This is a genomic window from Streptomyces varsoviensis, from assembly GCF_000718635.1.
GTDB lineage: Bacteria > Actinomycetota > Actinomycetes > Streptomycetales > Streptomycetaceae > Streptomyces > Streptomyces varsoviensis.
In genome coordinates, this window is the sequence record NZ_JOBF01000035.1 from 1 (window position 1) to 18,494 (window position 18,494).

An 18,494-nucleotide genomic window follows, 5' to 3' on the forward strand; every position below is an offset into this window, starting at 1 on the left:
TCGGTGCAGTCGATGACGACGACGGTGACGGCGGATGTCGGTGCGACGTTGCAGCAGATCGCCGAGTTGACGGCGGCGGGTTGTCAGATCGTGCGGGTGGCGTGTCCGTCGCAGGATGACGCGGACGCGTTGCCGGTGATCGCGCGGAAGTCGAACATTCCGGTGATCGCGGATATTCATTTCCAGCCGAAGTATGTGTTCGCGGCGATTGACGCGGGCTGTGCGGCGGTGCGGGTGAATCCGGGGAACATCCGGCAGTTCGACGACAAGGTGAAGGAGATCGCGAAGGCGGCCTCCGATGCCGGGACGCCGATCCGGATCGGGGTGAACGCGGGGTCGCTGGACAAGCGGCTGCTGCAGAAGTACGGGCGGGCGACGCCGGAGGCGCTGGTGGAGTCGGCGCTGTGGGAGTGCTCGCTGTTCGAGGAGCATGGTTTCCGGGATATCAAGATCTCGGTGAAGCACAACGATCCGGTGGTGATGGTCAACGCGTACCGGCTGCTGGCGCAGCGGTGTGATTACCCGCTGCACCGAACAGATGGAGAAGGACGGCGTCGCCTCCGGCGAGCCCGCGGTGAGCGTGGGTTGACGGTTCGCTCCCACGGCGGGGGCCCCGCCCCCGTAGCCGAGCGGGAGCCGGCCCCTCACGGCCGTACCGACGCCCGTAGTCGAGCCGGAGGCGGCCCCTCACGGCCCTACCGACGCCCGTAGCCGCCCCTCGGGCACACGCGCCCCGCGTCCGCCGCGCGGGGCGTTGTCGTGTCCGGTCCGCGCGCTCGGTGCCGCGCCGGAAGCGCGAGGTACAGTGCCAAGACCTGATCCCCCATGGCCCGCGGCCCGAACCGGTGAGGCAAACCGACACGTGTTGACGACGACCACCACCAGGGTCCTGGAGCCCGCAGAGCTCGACGCGGCGCTCGCCGTACTGGACCGCGACCCGGTCGCCAACGCCTTCGTCGCCGCACGCGTACAGGTCGCCGGGCTCGACCCATGGCGGCTCGGCGGTGAGATGTGGGGCTGGTACGCGGACGGCAGGCTGGAGTCCCTGTGCTACGCGGGCGCCAACCTGGTGCCCATCTGCGCCGGCCCCGCGGCCGTACGGGCCTTCGCCGACCGCGCACGCCGCAGCGGCCGCCGCTGCTCCTCCATCGTGGGCCCCACCGAGGCCACCGCCGAACTGTGGTCGCTGCTGGAGCCGAGCTGGGGGCCGGCCCGCGAGATCCGCGCCCACCAGCCGCTCATGGTCACCGAGGCCATGCCGCCGGACATCGCCCCCGATCCGCTCGTCCGCCGCGTCCGCAAGGACGAGATGGACGTGATCATGCCCGCCTGCGTCGCGATGTTCACCGAAGAGGTCGGCGTCTCCCCCCTGGCGGGCGACGGCGGCCTCCTCTACCAGGCGCGCGTCGCCGAACTGGTCAGCGCCGGCCGGTCCTTCGCCCGCGTCGAGGACGGCCGCGTCGTCTTCAAGGCCGAGATCGGCGCGGCCACCCCGCGCGCCTGCCAGATCCAGGGCGTCTGGGTCGCCCCCGAATACCGCGGCCGCGGCCTCTCCAAGACCGGCATGGCGGCCGTCCTCGGCTACGCCCTGCGCGACGTCTCCCCGGTCGTCAGCCTCTACGTCAACGACTTCAACACGGCCGCCCGCGCCACGTACCGCAGCGTCGGCTTCCGGGAAGTCGGCGCGTTCATGAGCGTGCTGTTCTGAGCCGTGGACCTGTCTCGGCCCGGCCCGTAGAGGCCGGTGGGATCGATGGGGCCGACGGGGCTGCGGGGCGGGACGCGCCCCGCGCCGCACCGGTAGCCTCCCCGCATGGATGACATCGTGGTCGGTCCACTCGACCTCGCCGCACGCGTGGACGACGCCCTCGCCGTGCAGGCGCTCGCCTTCGGGCTCACCGACGACGAGATCGGCGTACGCCGCCAGATCGTGCTGCGGCACCTGCGCAGCCCCGGGGCCCGCGCCCTCGGCGCCACCACGGAGGACGGCCGGCTCGTCGGCTTCGTCTACGGCATGCCCAACGACCGCCACCACTGGTGGGCGACGATCGTCGAACCGTATCTGCGCGCGGAGGGCAACGACGCCTGGCTCGACGACGCCTTCGTCATCACCGAACTCCACGTGCTCCCCGCCTACCAGAAGCACCGCATCGGCCGGACGCTGATCACCACCATCACGGACGGCGCCGACGAACCGCGCTCCATCCTCTCTGCCATCGACACCGAGAGCCCCGCCCGCGCCCTCTACCGCAAACTCGGCTACCGCGACCTCGCGCGGCCCGTGCACTTCCCCTCCGCGCCCAGCGCCTACGCGGTGATGGGCGCGCTGCTGCCGCTGCCGAGGTGAGGGGCGGGGCGGGGCGGCGGGAGAGGCGCCCGGGGGCACCCATTTCCCGGCTGTCGGTGGCGGCGGCTAATCTCCTGTGCATCCCACTTCGCACGCAGGAGATCACCATGGCCCACGTCCAGCGCATGTCCACGATGATGCTGAAGACATTGCGCGACGACCCGGCCGACGCGGAGACCGCCAGCCACAAGCTGCTGGTCCGCGCCGGTTACGTCCGCCGCACGTCCGCGGGGATCTGGACCTGGCTGCCGCTCGGCAAGAAGGTGCTGGAGAACGTCTCGCGGGTGGTGCGCGAGGAGATGGACGCCATCGGCGGCCAGGAGGTGCTGCTGCCCGCGCTGCTGCCCAAGGAGCCGTACGAGACGAGCGGCCGCTACGAGGAGTACGGCGACCTGCTCTTCCGCCTCCAGGACCGCAAGGGCGCCGAATACCTCCTCGGCCCCACCCATGAGGAGATCTTCACCCTCACCGTCAAGGACCAGTGCACGTCCTACAAGGACCTGCCCGTGATCGTCTACCAGATCCAGACGAAGTACCGCGACGAGGCGCGTCCCCGCTCCGGCGTGCTGCGCGGGCGGGAATTCCAGATGAAGGACTCGTACTCCTTCGACGCCTCGGACGAGGGGCTGGCCGAGGCGTACCGGCTGCACCGCGAGGCGTACACCCGCATCTTCGCCCGGCTCGGCCTCGACTACCGCATCGTCTCCGCCGTCTCCGGCGCCATGGGCGGCTCGGCGTCCGAGGAGTTCCTGGCCCCCGCCGCAGCAGGAGAGGACACCTTCGCCGACTGCCCCTCCTGCGGCTTCGCCGCCAACACGGAGGCGGTCACCGCGGTCGTGCCGCCCGTGCCCGAGACCGAGCACGGCCCCGTCGAGGAGCTGGACACCCCCGACACCCCGACCATCGAGACCCTCGCCGAGCACCTCGGCGTGCCGGCCTCGGCGACGCTGAAGAACCTCCTGGTCAAGGTCGACAGCGAGATCACGGCCGTCGGCGTCCCCGGCGACCGCGAGGTGGACCTCGGCAAGCTGGCCGAGCACCTCGCGCCCGCCGTCGTGGAGCTGGTGACGGCCGAGGACTTCGACGGCCGCCCCGACCTCGTCCGCGGCTACGTCGGCCCGCAGGGCCTGGCCGGCAAGGCGTTCCGCTACCTCGCCGACCCCCGCGTCGCGCCCGGCACGGCCTGGGTCACCGGCGCCAACAAGGCCGACACGCACGCCCGCAACGTCGTCTGCGGCCGGGACTTCGAGGTCGACGAGTACCTGGACGTGGTCGTCGTCGAGGAAGGCGACCCCTGCCCCCGCTGCGGTGAGGGCCTCAAGCTCGACCGGGCCATCGAGATCGGCCACATCTTCCAGCTCGGCCGCAAGTACGCCGACACGTTCGGACTCGACGTGCTCGGCCAGAACGGCAAGCCGGTGCGCGTCACCATGGGCTCGTACGGCATCGGCGTCTCCCGCGCCGTCGCCGCGCTCGCCGAGCAGACCCACGACGATGCCGGGCTCTGCTGGCCCCGCGAGATCGCCCCCGCCGACGTGCACATCGTCGCCGCGGGCAAGGCCCAGCAGACCGAGCTGGCCCTCGACATCGCACAGCGGCTGGCCGAGGCGGGCACGCGGGTGCTCGTCGACGACCGGGCCGGCGTCTCGCCGGGCGTCAAGTTCACCGACGCCGAGCTGATCGGCGTGCCGACGATCCTGGTCGCCGGGCGGCGGGCCGCCGAGGGAGTCGTGGAGCTCAAGGACCGGCGGACGGGGGAGCGGGAGGAGCTTCCGGTGGCGGAGGCGATCGCCCGTGTGACCGCCTGACGGCGACATCCTGGCGGTGGCCGTCCGGGGTCTTCGGGGCGCTGCCCCGGGCCCCCGGGCCCAACCGCCGGACGGGCTTGAGGGCGCGACCCTTGGCCGTCGCACGCGAGGCCGGGGTTACAGCAAACCCGCGAATTCCAGCAGCAGCTCGCCCTGCTGGCGGTGGCCCTCGGAGAGTCTTCGCAGGGCGGCCTCGGTGGTGCGGAAGTGGGACCAGCCGCGGAGGCGGTCGCGGTCCACATCGAGGGAGTCGGCCAGCTTGGCGACGCGGCGGCGGGCGGCGGAGGCCGCGCCGGAGGAGGCCAGGAGGGTGTCCGAGCGGTCGCGTACGAGCCGGGCCAGGTCGTACGCGCGCTCGCCCACCAGCGGCTTCGGGTCGATGGCCAGCCAGGGGACGCGGTCGCCCGCCAGGACGTTCCCCTGGTGGTAGTCGCCGTGCAGCAGCGCGTCCCCAGGCGCGTCCGCGACCAGCGCGTCGCGCAGTTCCAGGGCCTCGTCGACGACGGCTTCGGCGTCCGCGGCCCAAGGCTGCGCGCGCTGCTCGCGCACCTGGTCGGCCAGCGCCGCCGTACGGTCGGCGACCGAGACGAAGCGGTGCCCCTCCTCCGGGTTCACCCACAGCCGCTGCAACGTGGCGGCGGCCTCCAGCATGGCCTTCGGGTCCGCCAGGGAGCGCAGGCTGACATCCCCGTGCAGCCGCTCCAGGAGCAGCGCGCCGCCCTCCGGGTCGGCGCGCAGCAGCCGCGCCGCGCCCCAGCCGTTCCACTGGGTGAGCGCCGCGTGCTCCTGGGCGGTCTCCTCGTCGAGGAGGCCGAGCTTGAGCGCGGCCGGCGTGTCGTCGGACTGCCGTACGAGGACGACCATGCTGGACCGGCCGCCGGGGCGCTGCACGCGCAGCGGCGTCAGCTCCCAGCGCTCCAGGTAGTGCCGGGCCCGGGCGGGCAGCGTGGCGAGCCAGTCCCGCGCGGCGTCGCCGGCCGGTCCCTGACGGGCGCTCAGGGTGCGTACCAGCCGCTCCGGCGGTTGGAGGCGGTCGTTCGCGTCGGTCATCCCTGAGCTGTCCCTTTCAGACGAGTCGCTGTCAGACGGGTCGGTGCCGGCCGGGCTCGATCTCGGACGGGTTCGTTCCGGGCGGTCGGTCTCACACCGGTCGGTGCCGGGCGGGGCGATCGCGGCGACGGGCGGTCGCCGTGCGCCCGGGCGGGGCGACGGTCCTCACATGCCGTCCGCGCTCCCCGGTGTCCCCGACGCCCCCGGCGTTCCGGCTGTGTCCGCTGAGCCTGCTGAGTCCGCCGCGTCGGCCCGCTCGGCGAGCCCTGGGAAGGCTACGCTCCCGCCCCGCCACCGCACCGCGCGCACCGTCGCCTCGCGCATGGCGTCGGCGGCCGTACGGCGCAGAGTGCCCGTGGCGGCACGTACGAGGTCGGCGTAGACCCCCGTGACCCGGCTCTCCAGCTCCGCGGCGAGCCGCACCGCGGCCTGCGCGTCCGGGACGGGGAAGGGCAGGGCGTACGCGGCGGCCGCGGGCTCGGGCGTGCCGCCGAGGTCGCGCACCGTGCGCCGCATGGCGTCCCGCCGGGCGCGGTGCGCGTCGTAGCCCTGGCGCGCCTCGGCGGCGCGCGCCTTGTCCACCCGCCCGCCGACGACGCCGTAGCCGTACACGGCGGCGTGTTCGGCGGCGAGGGCGGCCTGGGCGGCGGCGAGCGCGTCGCCGCCGGGGCCCGCGGAGATGGTGCCGCTCGGGCGCGGCGTCACGTCGGCCATGTCAGCTTCCCTCCGTGAGGAGATAGACGTGCGCCGCGCCCGCGGCCGCGACGGAGGCGAGGAGCCGGGCCAGCTCCGGCGGCGCGTCCGCGAGGGCCGCCAGGTGGGCGTCGGCGGTGCGGCGCTCGGCGTCGGCGAGCGCGCCGAGGGCCCCCTTCTCGTCCCGCGGTACGTCCGTACCGGCCGTCGGAGAGGCGGATGAGGCGGACGACGACGACACGGTCGAGGGTGACGCGGACGACGGAGAGGGCGACGCAGGGGACGTCGACGCAGAGGAGGACGCCGACGGCGTGGACGATCCCGTCGCGCGCTTCTCGCGCGCCCCGAACGCCCGCGCGTGGAGCGCGACTTCGGAGCGCAGCGGCGCCAGGCGCCCCGCGAGCCCCGCGTGGGCGGCCAGCGTCGCCTCGTAGCGTTCCAGCAGCGCGGTGGAGTCCCGCGCGGCGCGCGCCCGTAGCCGCGCGCCGGCGGCGGCGCGCTTGTCGCCCTCGGCGCCGTCCTGGTGCGCGGAGCAGCCGGCGAGCAGCGCCGCCGCGCCGAGGGCCGCGGCCCCGGTCAGCACGCTGCGTCTGTGCGGGTCGGCCGGGCCCCGCCTCGTCGTCGTGAGCGGCACGTTCCTCTTTCCGCCTCGTTCGGGAATGATCCGGGAATGATCACCGCACGTGAGCGTACCGGCGCGGTGGCGGGGGTTCCGGGAGCGGCCACCGAATCGTCAGCCGGCTGCCGGAACGGCTAGGCTCTGTCCTGACACGCGACTTTCCCACAACAGCACACGCGGCCGAGGAGTCACCCGGATGAGCACCACCCAGAGCGAGAGGCTGCGCGAATTGCTGGCACCTCTCGTCAGCGCGCGAGAGCTGGATCTGGAAGAGGTCGAGGTGACGCCGGCCGGGAAGCGGCGCGTACTGCGCATCGTCGTGGACTCCGACGAGGGCGTGCTGCTGGACACGTGTGCCGAGCTGAGCCGGGCCGCCTCCGAGCTGCTCGACGAGACGGACGCGATGGGCGGAGCCCCGTACTCCCTGGAAGTCACCTCACCCGGCGCCGACCGGCCGCTGACCGAGCCGCGCCACTACCGGCGCGCCGTCGGCCGCCTCGTCAAGGCGCGGCTGACCGACGGCGGCGAGCTGGTCGCTCGCATCATCGCCGTCGACGACGACGGTCTCGACGTGGAGGTGCCGGGCGTGAAGGGGCGCAAGCCCACCGCCCGCCGCCTGGAGTTCTCCGAGATCGCCAAGGCACGGGTCGAGATCGAGTTCAACCGCAAGCAGAGCAGGACCATCAACAGCGACGCCAACGACACGGACGGCGCGAACGACACCGTCGACGCGGGCGACGACGCGCACGACGAGAACCAAGAGGAGGCGTAGCCGTGGACATCGACATGAGTGCCCTGCGGGGTCTGGTGCGGGAGAAGGAGATTTCGTTCGACCTGCTGGTCGGGGCGATCGAGTCGGCCCTCCTCATCGCGTACCACCGCACCGAGGGCAGCCGCCGCCGGGCCCGGGTGGAGCTGAACCGCGACACCGGCCATGTGACGGTGTGGGCGAAGGAGAACGCCGAGGACCTCACGGACCTGGAGGAGGGGCAGGAGCCCCGCGAGTTCGACGACACGCCCTCCGGCTTCGGCCGGATCGCGGCGACGACCGCGAAGCAGGTCATTCTGCAGCGGCTGCGCGACGCCGAGGAAGAGATCACGTTCGGCGAGTACGCGGGGCGCGAGGGCGATGTCGTCGCGGGCATCGTGCAGCAGGGCAAGGACCCGAAGAACGTGCTGGTCGACATCGGCCGGCTGGAGGCCATCCTGCCGGTGCAGGAGCAGGTGCCGGGCGAGGAGTACAAGCACGGCACGCGGCTGCGCACCTATGTCGTCCGGGTGGTCAAGGGCGTGCGCGGCCCGTCCGTGACGCTCTCGCGCACCCACCCCAACCTGGTGCGCAAGCTCTTCGCCATGGAGGTGCCGGAGATCGCGGACGGCTCCGTGGAGATCGCGGCCATCGCCCGCGAGGCCGGCCACCGCACGAAGATCGCCGTCCGGTCCACCCGGTCCGGGCTGAACGCCAAGGGCGCGTGCATCGGTCCGATGGGCGGCCGGGTGCGGGCGGTCATGGCCGAGCTGCACGGCGAGAAGATCGACATCGTGGACTGGTCGGACGACCCGGCCGAGCTGGTGGCGCACGCGCTCTCCCCGGCCCGGGTCGCCAAGGTCGAGATCGTGGACCTGGGCGCGCGCTCCGCGCGGGTCACCGTCCCCGACTACCAGCTCTCGCTCGCCATCGGCAAGGAAGGGCAGAACGCCCGGCTCGCCGCCCGGCTCACCGGATGGCGCATCGACATCCGGCCGGACACGGAGCAGCCCGGCGACCGGGACGGCGACCGCGACCAGGACCGGGACCGCGACCGGGACTGAGCACCGGACGACCGTACGGCCCGGACCGGGCCCGGCCCTATACATCCGGGCCGAGCCCGGCGCCGTCCACCCGGGCCGAACCCGGACCCGTACACCCGGGCCGGGGACGGGCCGGGACGAATACACACGCGATCAGTAACCCGAAGGGGTTATGTCGTCGCGGGGAGGTAGACTTAAGCAGTGTCTGGTCGGACGCACGCCCGAGCATGCCCAGAGCGAACCTGTGTGGGTTGCCGGGAGCGAACGGCCAAGAGCGAACTGCTGCGCATCGTGGCGGTCGAGGGCGCTTGCACCCCCGACCCTCGCGGTACGCTGCCCGGCCGGGGTGCCTATGTGCACCCCACAGTGGTCTGTTACGACCTGGCGGTCCGCCGCCGGGCGTTTCCCCGGGCCCTCCGCTATCAGGGGGACCAGGGACCGCTCGACACCGCGCGGGTGCGTGGTTTTGTCGAGCAGGTAACGCCGTAAGAAGAGAACGGCACGGGAAAGCCGTGCGGTCAGGTACCTCGCGAGTCGGAAGTAGGTCGAGATTGCGATGAGCACTCGATGAGTACGCGATGAGTACGCCCATGAAGTAGCGACGGTCCGGCGTGAACCCGGACCTAAAAGGAGCGAAGTGGCTAAGGTCCGGGTATACGAACTCGCCAAGGAGTTCGGAGTTGAGAGCAAGGTCGTCATGGCCAAGCTCCAAGAACTCGGTGAATTCGTACGTTCGGCGTCCTCGACGATCGAGGCGCCGGTTGTTCGCAAGTTGACCGACGCATTGCAGGGGCCCGGCGGCAACGCCGGCAAGTCCGCTGCCAAGCCCGGGGCGCCCCGCAAGGCGTCCCCCGCCAAGCCGGCCGCGCCCACTCCGGGCCCGTCGGCGCGTCCCGCTGCCCCGGCGCCCAAGCCGGCCGCGGACGCCCCCGCCAAGCCCGCCGCGGCCTCGGGAACCGGCTCCGCGCCGACGCCCGGCCCGCGTCCGGGCCCGAAGCCCGCGCCGGCCAAGCCCGGCCCGGTCGCCCCGGTGCCCGCCGCGGAGTTCTCCGCCCCGGCCCCGGCGCAGTCCGAGCGCCCGGCCCAGCAGGAGCGGCCCGCCCCGCGCCCCGGCGCCACCCCCGGCCCGCGCCCCGCCCGCCCGACCCCCGGTGGTCAGCAGGGCGGCGGCCAGCAGCGGGACGGCGGCCAGCAGGGCGGCCGTGCCGAGCGCGGCCCCCGTCCGGGCGGCCAGAACCAGGGCCCGCGCCCCGGCGGCGCCCGCCCGTCCGGACCGCGTCCGGGCAACAACCCCTTCACGTCCGGCGGCTCCACGGGCATGGCCCGCCCGCAGGCCCCCCGTCCCGGCGGCGCCCCGCGCCCCGGCGGTCAGGGCGGCCCCGGCGGTGCCCCGCGCCCGCAGGGCGGTCCCGGTGGCGCGCCGCGTCCCCAGGGCGGTCAGGGCGGCGCCCGGCCGACCCCGGGCGGCATGCCCCGTCCGCAGGGCGGCGCGCGTCCCGGCCCCCCGGCCGGCGGTAACCGTCCGAACCCCGGCATGATGCCGCAGCGTCCGGCTGCCGGCCCCCGTCCCGGCGGTGGCCCCGGCGGCGGTCGCGGTCCTGGTGGTGCGGGCCGTCCCGGCGGTGCCGGCCGTCCCGGCGGCGGCGGTTTCGCCGGCCGTCCCGGTGGCGGCGGCGGTGCCGGCCGTCCGGGTGGCGGCGGCGGTTTCGCCGGTCGTCCCGGTGGCGGCGGCCCCGGCGGCTTCGGCGGCCGTCCCGGCTTCGGCGGTCGTCCCGGCGGCCCCGGCGCCCGTGGCGGAACGCAGGGCGCCTTCGGCCGCCCCGGCGGTCCGGCGCGGCGCGGCCGCAAGTCGAAGCGGCAGCGGCGCCAGGAGTACGAGGCCATGCAGGCCCCGTCGGTCGGCGGCGTGATGCTGCCGCGCGGCAATGGACAGACCGTCCGCCTGTCGCGTGGTGCCTCCCTCACCGACTTCGCGGAGAAGATCAACGCCAACCCGGCGTCGCTCGTCGCCGTGATGCTCAACCTCGGCGAGATGGTCACCGCCACCCAGTCGGTCTCCGACGAGACGCTTCAGCTCCTCGCCGAGGAGATGAACTACGTCCTGGAGGTCGTCAGCCCGGAGGAGGAGGACCGCGAGCTCCTGGAGTCCTTCTCCATCGAGTTCGGCGAGAACGAGGGCGGCGAGGAGATGCTCGTCTCCCGCCCGCCGGTCGTGACCGTCATGGGCCACGTCGACCACGGCAAGACCCGGCTGCTGGACGCGATCCGCAAGACGAACGTCGTCGCGGGCGAGGCCGGCGGCATCACGCAGCACATCGGTGCGTACCAGGTCGCCACCGAGGTCAACGGCGAGGACCGCGCGATCACCTTCATCGACACCCCGGGTCACGAGGCGTTCACCGCCATGCGTGCCCGCGGTGCGAAGTCGACCGACATCGCGATCCTCGTGGTGGCGGCCAACGACGGTGTGATGCCGCAGACGATCGAGGCGCTGAACCACGCCAAGGCGGCCGAGGTGCCGATCGTGGTCGCGGTCAACAAGATCGACGTCGAGGGCGCCGACCCGACCAAGGTGCGCGGTCAGCTCACCGAGTTCGGTCTGGTGGCCGAGGAGTACGGCGGCGACACGATGTTCGTCGACATCTCCGCCCGCAAGGGCGAGAACATCGACGCCCTCCTGGAGGCCGTCGTGCTCACCGCCGACGCCTCGCTCGACCTGCGCGCCAACGCGGAGCAGGCCGCGCAGGGCATCGCGATCGAGGCCCACCTCGACCGCGGCCGCGGCGCCGTGGCGACCGTGCTGGTCCAGCGCGGCACGCTGCGGGTCGGCGAGACGATGGTCGCGGGCGACGCCTACGGCCGCGTCCGCGCGATGCTCGACGACAAGGGCAACAACGTCGAGGAAGCGGGTCCCTCGACCCCCGTCCTGGTCCTGGGTCTCACCAACGTCCCCGGCGCCGGCGACAACTTCCTCGTCGTCGACGAGGACCGTACGGCCCGGCAGATCGCCGAGAAGCGCGCGGCGCGCGAGCGCAACGCGGCCTTCGCCAAGCGCACCCGCCGGGTGTCCCTGGAGGACCTCGACAAGGTGCTCAAGGCCGGCGAGATCCAGCAGCTCAACCTCATCATCAAGGGCGACGCGTCCGGTTCGGTCGAGGCCCTGGAGTCCTCGCTGCTCCAGCTCGATGTGGGCGAGGAGGTCGACATCCGCGTGCTGCACCGCGGCGTGGGTGCGGTCACCGAGTCCGACATCAACCTGGCGTCCGGCTCCGACGCGATCGTCATCGGCTTCAACGTCCGCGCCGAGGGCCGTGCCACGCAGATGGCCGAGCGCGAGGGCGTCGACGTCCGGTACTACTCGGTCATCTACCAGGCGATCGAGGAGATCGAGGCGGCCCTCAAGGGCATGCTCAAGCCGGAGTACGAAGAGGTCGAGCTGGGCACGGCGGAGATCCGCGAGGTCTTCCGCTCGTCCAAGCTGGGCAACATCGCCGGTGTCCTCATCCGCTCCGGCGAGGTCAAGCGCAACACCAAGGCGCGCCTCGTCCGCGACGGCAAGGTCATCGCCGAGGACCTCAACATCCAGGGTCTGCGCCGCTTCAAGGACGACGTCACCGAGATCCGCGAAGGGTTCGAGGGCGGTATCAACCTCGGCAACTTCAACGACATCAAGGTCGACGACGTCATCGCGACCTACGAGATGCGCGAGAAGCCCCGCGGCTGATCGCTGATCGCAAAGTTGCGACCCGGGGCCGGTCGGCGGAGCGTTATTCCGTCGATCGGCCCCGGCCGTTGCGTGTACGGTTCGAGGAGCTTGTACACCGCCTTGTGATCAAGGAATTTCACACCGACGCCTCAGGCCCGCCGGGTGGGCTTCACCCGTACCGCATGTATGTGGGGACACTCTCGTTCGACCTGCTCCTGGGCGACGTACGGTCGCTGAAGGAGAAACGCTCCGTCGTGCGCCCGATCGTCGCCGAACTGCGCCGCGCGTACGCGGTCAGCGTGGCGGAGGTCGGCGACCAGGACCTCTACCGCAGGACCGAGATCGGACTCGCGGTGGTCTCCGGGGACACGGGACATCTCGTGGACGTGCTGGACCGCTGCGAACGCTGGGTCGCCGCCCGCCCCGAGGTGGAGCTGCTGTCCGTGCGACGGCGGATCCACGGCGACGACGAGTGACGACTGATGAATGAACCGAAGAAGAAAGAAGTAGGCGCATGACCGACAACGCGCGGGCGCGCAAGCTGGCCGACCGCATCCGGGAGATCGTCGCGGAGACCCTGCAGCGCCGGATCAAGGACCCGCGGCTCGGCTATGTGACCATCACGGACACCCGGGTCACGGGCGACCTGCGGGAGGCGACCGTGTTCTACACGGTCTACGGCGACGACGAGGAGCGCGCGGCCTCCGCGGCCGCCCTGGAGAGCGCCAAGGGCGTGCTGCGCTCCACGGTCGGCCGGGAGACCGGGGTGCGCTTCACCCCGACCCTGACGTTCGTGCCGGACGCCCTGCCCGACAACGCCCGCACCATCGAGGACCTGCTCGCCAAGGCCAAGGCCAAGGACGCGGAGGTCCGCGAGGTGTCCTCCGGCAAGTCGTACGCCGGCGACGCCGACCCGTACCGCAAGCCGGGCGAGAGCGCCACAGACGGCGCGGAGGGCGCAGACGGCGACGGCGGAGCCGACGGCGACGCGAAGGGCAAGGGGACCGCCGCCGAATGAAGCGCGCAGCATCCACCTGTCCGGACGGCCTGGTCATCGTCGACAAGCCGGCCGGCTTCACCTCGCACGACGTCGTGGCGAAGATGCGGGGCATAGCCCGGACCCGCAAGGTCGGGCACGCGGGCACGCTCGACCCGATGGCGACGGGCGTGCTCGTGCTCGGCGTCGAGCGGGCCACGAAGCTGCTGGGCCACCTGGCGCTCACCGAGAAGGAGTACGTCGGCACGGTCCGGCTCGGCCAGAGCACGGTGACGGACGACGCGGAGGGCGAGATCACCGCGTCCGCCGACGCCTCCGGCATCCCGCGCGAGGACATCGACGCCGGGGTCGCCAAGCTGAGCGGCGACATCATGCAGGTGCCGTCGAAGGTCAGCGCCATCAAGATCGACGGCAAGCGGTCGTACGCGCGGGCCCGGGAGGGCGAGGAGTTCGAGATCCCCGCGCGGCCCGTGACGGTCTCCTCCTTCGTCGTCCACGCCGTGCACGACGCGCTCGCGGAGGACGGCACGCCCGTACAGGACCTGCTGGTCTCCGTGGTCTGCTCGTCCGGTACGTACATCCGCGCGCTCGCCCGCGACCTGGGCGCGGACCTGGGCGTCGGCGGCCACCTCACGGCGCTGCGGCGCACCCGCGTCGGCCCGTACGGGCTGGACGCGGCCCGCACGCTGGAGCGGCTCCAGGAGGAGCTGACGGTCATGCCCGTCGCCGAGGCCGCCGCGGCGGCGTTCAGCCGCTGGGACGTGGACGGGGACCAGGCCCGGCTGCTCGCCAACGGCGTGCGGCTGCGGATGCCGCCGCCGGTGGCGGCCGCGACCGGGCCGGTCGCCGTCTTCGGCCCCGACGGCGCGTTCCTCGTGCTCGTCGAGAACCAGGGCGGCAAGGCCAAGAGCCTGGCGGTCTTCGCCTGACGCGCGTGCCGCCCCGGGCCCTTCCGGCCGCTCCGGGCCGTCCTGGGGCGTCGATCTCTTCGGGACATCGTGGGGCGGGCCGGCGCGGTCGGCTCGCCCCCCGCCCCAAAATCCCCCTCACCGGCTCTTTATCCAGGCCGCGGCCCTGATTCACCCCTTCGGGCAGGCGCTCGGAGTGAACCAGGGGGGTGCGAGGGGGCGCGTTCGCCGTTCGAGGTGTTTCCGGCGATCATCGGCCGCATACCGTCGGAGTACGGGGTGGCGGGGCACGGGGAGGCTCGGCGGATGGGGTGGCGGCGAACCGATCCGGATGAGGCGCTGGTGCGCGTCCGGGACCTGGCCGGGCGGCCGCGCGGCACGGGCTTCCTCGCGGACGGCCACGGCACCCTGATCACCAGCCACGAGGCGGTCGACGGCCTCGCCCGCGTCGTCCTCCACGCCCCCGGCGAACAGACCTGCCTGGTCGGCGACGACGCCGTGATCGCCCTCCCCGAGTGGGACCTCGCGCTCGTACGCACCGAGGGGCTGAGCGCGCCGCCGCTCGCCGTCTCCGCGTCCACCGCCATCGAGCCGGGCGCGGGCGTGCGGCTGCGCACGCGGCGCTGGCTCGACGCCAGGGTGGTGGGCGGCGCGGCCGTCACGTACACCGCCACCGACCGCTTCCACCTGCTGGGCGCGGCGCTGGAGCTGACCGTGGGGGACCGGGAGACGGTGCGGCTCGGCGAGCGGGCCGCGGGCGGGCCCGTGCTCGACGCGCGGACCGGCGCGGTCGTCGCCGTCCTCGGCACCGCCCTGCAGACCGGCCGCCGGGCGGGCGGCTTCGCCATCCCGCTGCGCGCCACCGCCGCGGCGGACCCCCAAGGCCCGCTCGCCGCGCTGCTCGCGCGCAACAGCGCGACCGTGCCGGCGTACGGGCCGGAGCTCAACCTCGCGGGCGCGCTCCAGCTCACCGCCCTCTCCCTCGGCCCGGCGGACGGCCCCCGACCCTGGGGCGAACCGGCCGAACGCCCGGACACCGCCGAGGAGTTCACCCGCTTCCTCGACGGCGACGCCCCGGTGCTCGGCCTCGTCGGCGACCCCGGCACGGGCCGTACGACCGAACTGGCCGCGCTCGCGGCGCGCCGGGCCAGGGGCGCGGCGCCCGCCCCCACGGTGTGGCTGCGCGGCGCGGACCTGCGCGCGGGCGACACGAGCGTCCGGGACGCCGTCGCGCGGGCGCTGACCGCGGCGGGCCGCGTCGTCACGGCGTCGGCGGGGGCGGCCGGGACGGTCGGCGACACGGAGGCCGTGACCCCTGAGGCGATCGCGCGGCTGACGCGCGCGGCCGGGCGGCCGCTGCTCGTCCTCCTCGACGGGCCGGAGGAGACGCCGCCCGCGCTCACCCGCGAGCTGGCGGGCTGGACGGCCGCCACCGCCGAGTGGCTGCGCGCCTCGGGGGCCCGCCTGATCGTCGCCTGCCGCCCCGAGCACTGGGAACAGGCCGGAGCACTCTTCCCGCCGCACGCCCTCCACCGCCCCGCGCACCGCGCCCGCTCCGGCGCCCGCGCCCTGCCGCCCTGCGCCCGGCTCACCGACCTCACCGGCCGGCAGCGGGACCAGGCGTACGTGCGGTACGGGCTGCCGGGCGACGCCGTGGCACCGGCGGACGACAGCCATCCGCTGACGCTGCGGCTGCTGGCGGAGGTACGGGCGGCGATGGGGGATGTTTCTGGGGCGGCCGGTGGGGCGGAGGGTGAGGGAGGTGCGGCCACGGCTGTCGGGGTGGCTGGCCCGATCGAGGCGGCCGGGGCGGCGGGGGGCGGTTCGGGGTCGGGGCGTGCGCCGGCGCAGGGGGCGCGCGCTACCGGCGCGCGCGGTGGTTCAGAGGCGGGAGCAGCCGAGGAGCCGTGCGCCCCCGATCGGTGGGAGATCTTCTCCGCCTACCTCGACCTGCTCTGCCTGCGCGTCGCGCTCCGCCTCACCGCCGACGAACTGCCCAAGAGACCCGGCAGCGCCGTCCGCCGGCTCGCCGCCCGCGTGGCCGGGCAGGCGCACGAGGCCGCCCGACGCTGCCTCGGGCCGGGCCAGGGCGAGCTGGACCGCGCGTCGTTCGAGGAGCTCTTCCCCTGGCGCACCGGCTGGGCCGCCGCCGTCCTCAAGGAGAACCTCCTCGTCCCGGCCGGTTCGGGCTACCGCTTCGCGCACGAGGAGTTCGCGGACTGGCTGCAAGGGCAGCACCTCGACCTCGACCTGGCGCTGACCGCCCTGGTGCACCGCCGGTACGAGGCACGGGTCCGACCGGCCGACGCGCCGGTCGCCGGCCCGGAGGCGGAGGAGACCGACGTCCGGCTGCCCTCCCGGGCCGGAGCCGCCCCCGCGGGCCCGGAGGAAGCCGCTCCCGCGTCCGTACGCAGATGGGGCAGGCGCGCCGCCCGCCGACGGCCGGCCCCCGCCCCGCCGCCCGGACGGCACCGCCCCCTGCCCGTGCCCCGGCACCGTATCGGCCCCGTACTCCACGCCCTGCTGCTCCTCGGCCGCCGCGCCGGGCCGGCCGAACTCGCCCGCCGCCTGACGGAGCTGGTCCACGCCGTGGACGTACTCGGCGCGCCAGGACCCGACGAGGAGCGCCCCGGTTTCCCGGAAGCTCCCTCGGCCCCGGCGGAGGGCTGGGGCACCGCGCCGCCCGCGGACGGTACGACCGCGGCGGTAGCCGACGGCGACGCCTGGACCGTGAGTACGGACGGGCGGCTGCGCCGGGCGCGGGGCCGAGGCAGGTCGGCGGGGGCCGGCCTCATGGTCGGGGACAGTGGGCGAGAGGCGTCGGCCGGCAACGCGGCAGGGGGCGACAGGCGAGAGACCGCGTCGGACGGGGGCGAGTGGGCCGGGGCGGGGAGCGGCGCCGTACGGGCCGTCGCCGTGGCGCGGGACCGCCGCCCGGGGCCGCCGGCGGGCGAGGGGAGGCCCGTACGCGCCGACGAGCCTCCCGGCCGGCACCGGTCGACGGCGGCGGAGCAGCGTGCCGACGCCTCCTGGTGGGCGGCCCATCTCCTGGGCGAGACGTTGCTGCGGGTGCCCGATGCCACCCCCTACCTCGGGGTGCTGCGCTCGCTCGCCGATCGGGTGGCGGCGCGCTCCCTGTGCCACGGCGGGCTGGGAGAGTTCGGGCCGTGGTTCTGGCTGCGCCTCGGGCTCGCCCTGCCCGACCGGCTCGAACTGCTGCGGCTGCTGCTGCCCGCCGACGCCCCGCCCGCCAAGGACCCGGCCCGGGAGCCCGAGCGGTTCCTGCCCGCCGTCGCGACCGTACTGGCCGAGGACCCCTGCGCGGCCCAGACACTGCTCTGCCGCTGGTTCACCGACGACCGCCCGCTCCGGGCCGCCGCCGCGCCGGACGGCGACGGCATGCGGCCCACCGTCGCGGTCGCGGCCCAGGCCCTGCTCCACACCCACCGGCGACGCGCCGTGGACGACCTCACCGAGGCGCTGGTGGCCGCGGCCCACCCGCTCGCCGACGAGCTGCTGGACGCTCTCGCCGAGGACGAGCCGTCGGCGGTCTGCCGGGCCGTGGACCGGTGGGCGCACGACAGCCGCGACGAGCGCCACGCGGCCGCCGCCGCGTACGGGCTCCGGGCCGCCCCGCACATCACCACAGACGCCGACCGCGAACTGCTGCGCTACGCCGCTCTCGCCCTCCTCGCCGGCCCCGCTGACCGCGCCCTGCACGGCGCCGCCCTCGCCCTGCTCGTACAAGATCCCAAGACGCGCGCCGGCTATCTGCCGCGGGCCCTCGAACGGTTCGCCGACGGCGACCCGCGGCTCACGCCGGATGTCCTGGCCACGGCCCTGACCACCCACCCCGAACCGGTGCTGCGAGCCCTCCGGTCCCGCCTGGGCGAGCCGGGCGACGACCCGGCCCGTCCGCTGGAGGTCATGCGGACGCTGGCGGACGTGACGGCCCCGGCGCTCGCCCGCCGCGCCACCGAGCTCGTACGCGAACACGTCGAGCACCGCCCCGGCGGCGCCCGGCACGCCGCGGCCTTCGTGGACCGCAGGCTGGAACACGGCCCGGCCGTGCGAGCGCTGCTCTTCCCGCTGGTCTCCGACTTCCTGCGGGCCAGATCGCCGCACGCGCGCCGCGCCCTCGCCCCCGTGCTCGCCGCCCCCGGCACCCCCCTCTCGCGCGCCCTGCGCCATGAGTTGCTGGAGGTGCTGCTCGAACACGAGGGGCACGGACAGTACGGCCGGTACGGGCAGTACGTGCCCGATGCCGCCACCCTGGACGCGCTGCTGCGGGCGGCCGCCGAGGGCGCGGCCGACCGGGGCCCGGCCCGTACCCGCGATCTCGTCCACCGCACCGGGCTGCTGCTGGCCCGTACGGCGGAGGGCGCGGCCTGTTTCGACCGGCGGCTGCTCCAGCTCGCCCGTGACGTGCCCGGCTTCGCCGCCCTGGTGCGCGGCTGGCTGGAATCGGCCCCCGCCGAATGGGCGGCCGTGGTGAGCCCGCGGACCCGCGGCCAACTGGCGGGCGCAATGCCCGATGCGTGGCGCGAGCACCCGGCATGGCACTCTTAGACCTGC

14 protein-coding genes and 1 pseudogene are annotated in these 18,494 nt (G+C 74.4%); 12 read left to right on the plus strand and 3 right to left on the minus strand.

The features are described 5' to 3' along the window. The 4 genes and pseudogenes from IF55_RS33250 to IF55_RS33265 form a co-directional block, all read left to right on the plus strand. Positions 1-531 (plus strand): annotated as a pseudogene (locus IF55_RS33250) (flavodoxin-dependent (E)-4-hydroxy-3-methylbut-2-enyl-diphosphate synthase); the annotation flags it as partial. A gap of 331 nt (positions 532-862) precedes the next feature. Next, positions 863-1,708: a GNAT family N-acetyltransferase gene (locus IF55_RS33255; protein WP_030890329.1), complete on the plus strand. Its 846-nt coding sequence runs from the start codon at positions 863-865 to the stop codon at positions 1,706-1,708. A 105-nt stretch (positions 1,709-1,813) separates the two neighbouring features. Further along, positions 1,814-2,347: a GNAT family N-acetyltransferase gene (locus IF55_RS33260; protein WP_030890332.1), complete on the plus strand. Its 534-nt coding sequence runs from the start codon at positions 1,814-1,816 to the stop codon at positions 2,345-2,347. A 107-nt stretch (positions 2,348-2,454) separates the two neighbouring features. Further along, positions 2,455-4,155, plus strand: a complete 1,701-nt coding sequence (locus IF55_RS33265; RefSeq protein ID WP_030890334.1) for a proline--tRNA ligase — start codon at positions 2,455-2,457, stop codon at positions 4,153-4,155. A 117-nt stretch (positions 4,156-4,272) separates the two neighbouring features. Here IF55_RS33265 and IF55_RS33270 read toward each other — a convergent pair whose 3' ends face one another. The 3 genes from IF55_RS33270 to IF55_RS33280 form a co-directional block, all read right to left on the minus strand. Beyond that, a complete protein-coding gene (locus IF55_RS33270; RefSeq protein WP_030890337.1) occupies positions 4,273-5,205 on the minus strand; it encodes an aminoglycoside phosphotransferase family protein in 933 nt (310 codons plus the stop codon). Between the two features lie 165 nt (positions 5,206-5,370). After that, positions 5,371-5,919: a ferritin-like domain-containing protein gene (locus IF55_RS33275; protein ID WP_048832986.1), complete on the minus strand. Its 549-nt coding sequence runs from the start codon at positions 5,917-5,919 to the stop codon at positions 5,371-5,373. 1 nt (position 5,920) lies between these two features. Then, the gene (locus IF55_RS33280) at positions 5,921-6,481 is read right to left on the minus strand and encodes a hypothetical protein (RefSeq protein ID WP_245661615.1); all 561 of its coding nucleotides are present in this window, start codon (positions 6,479-6,481) and stop codon (positions 5,921-5,923) included. Positions 6,482-6,713: 232 nt separating this feature from the next. On the opposite strand from IF55_RS33280, the gene rimP reads away from it, so the two are divergent. The 8 genes from rimP (at position 6,714) to IF55_RS41030 (ending at position 18,488) form a co-directional block, all read left to right on the plus strand. Then, on the plus strand, positions 6,714-7,289 hold the full coding sequence (gene rimP / locus IF55_RS33285; protein WP_030890345.1) for a ribosome maturation factor RimP: 576 nt from the start codon (positions 6,714-6,716) through the stop codon (positions 7,287-7,289). 2 nt (positions 7,290-7,291) lie between these two features. After that, positions 7,292-8,329 carry a transcription termination factor NusA gene (gene nusA / locus IF55_RS33290; RefSeq protein WP_030890347.1) on the plus strand — a complete coding sequence of 346 codons (1,038 nt, stop codon included), beginning with the start codon at positions 7,292-7,294 and terminating at the stop codon, positions 8,327-8,329. A gap of 180 nt (positions 8,330-8,509) precedes the next feature. Continuing rightward, a complete protein-coding gene (locus IF55_RS37920; protein ID WP_078645682.1) occupies positions 8,510-8,797 on the plus strand; it encodes a YlxR family protein in 288 nt (95 codons plus the stop codon). Positions 8,798-8,945: 148 nt separating this feature from the next. After that, a complete protein-coding gene (gene infB / locus IF55_RS33295; RefSeq protein WP_030890351.1) occupies positions 8,946-12,032 on the plus strand; it encodes a translation initiation factor IF-2 in 3,087 nt (1,028 codons plus the stop codon). A 164-nt stretch (positions 12,033-12,196) separates the two neighbouring features. Then, on the plus strand, positions 12,197-12,490 hold the full coding sequence (locus tag IF55_RS33300) for a DUF503 domain-containing protein (RefSeq protein WP_030890354.1): 294 nt from the start codon (positions 12,197-12,199) through the stop codon (positions 12,488-12,490). A gap of 38 nt (positions 12,491-12,528) precedes the next feature. Next, the gene (rbfA, locus tag IF55_RS33305) at positions 12,529-13,032 is read left to right on the plus strand and encodes a 30S ribosome-binding factor RbfA (protein WP_030890356.1); all 504 of its coding nucleotides are present in this window, start codon (positions 12,529-12,531) and stop codon (positions 13,030-13,032) included. Then, the gene (gene truB, locus IF55_RS33310; protein WP_030890358.1) at positions 13,029-13,940 is read left to right on the plus strand and encodes a tRNA pseudouridine(55) synthase TruB; all 912 of its coding nucleotides are present in this window, start codon (positions 13,029-13,031) and stop codon (positions 13,938-13,940) included. Before rbfA ends, truB begins: the two co-directional genes overlap by 4 nt. Positions 13,941-14,225: 285 nt before the next feature. After that, entirely contained in the window at positions 14,226-18,488 is a 4,263-nt protein-coding gene (locus IF55_RS41030; protein WP_048832987.1) for a S1 family serine peptidase, read from the plus strand. Positions 18,489-18,494: the final 6 nt, after the last annotated feature.

What these genes read in the sequence shown, in the direction of transcription:
- IF55_RS33260 (WP_030890332.1), top strand. Translation starts at nt 1,814, where the DNA reads ATGGATGACATCGTGGTCGGTCCACTCGACCTCGCCGCACGCGTGGAC.
- IF55_RS33265 (WP_030890334.1), top strand. Translation starts at nt 2,455, where the DNA reads ATGGCCCACGTCCAGCGCATGTCCACGATGATGCTGAAGACATTGCGC.
- IF55_RS33270 (WP_030890337.1), bottom strand. Translation starts at nt 5,205, where the DNA reads ATGACCGACGCGAACGACCGCCTCCAACCGCCGGAGCGGCTGGTACGC.
- IF55_RS33275 (WP_048832986.1), bottom strand. Translation starts at nt 5,919, where the DNA reads ATGGCCGACGTGACGCCGCGCCCGAGCGGCACCATCTCCGCGGGCCCC.
- rimP (WP_030890345.1), top strand. Translation starts at nt 6,714, where the DNA reads ATGAGCACCACCCAGAGCGAGAGGCTGCGCGAATTGCTGGCACCTCTC.
- IF55_RS33300 (WP_030890354.1), top strand. Translation starts at nt 12,197, where the DNA reads ATGTATGTGGGGACACTCTCGTTCGACCTGCTCCTGGGCGACGTACGG.
- rbfA (WP_030890356.1), top strand. Translation starts at nt 12,529, where the DNA reads ATGACCGACAACGCGCGGGCGCGCAAGCTGGCCGACCGCATCCGGGAG.
- truB (WP_030890358.1), top strand. Translation starts at nt 13,029, where the DNA reads ATGAAGCGCGCAGCATCCACCTGTCCGGACGGCCTGGTCATCGTCGAC.
- IF55_RS41030 (WP_048832987.1), top strand. Translation starts at nt 14,226, where the DNA reads ATGGGGTGGCGGCGAACCGATCCGGATGAGGCGCTGGTGCGCGTCCGG.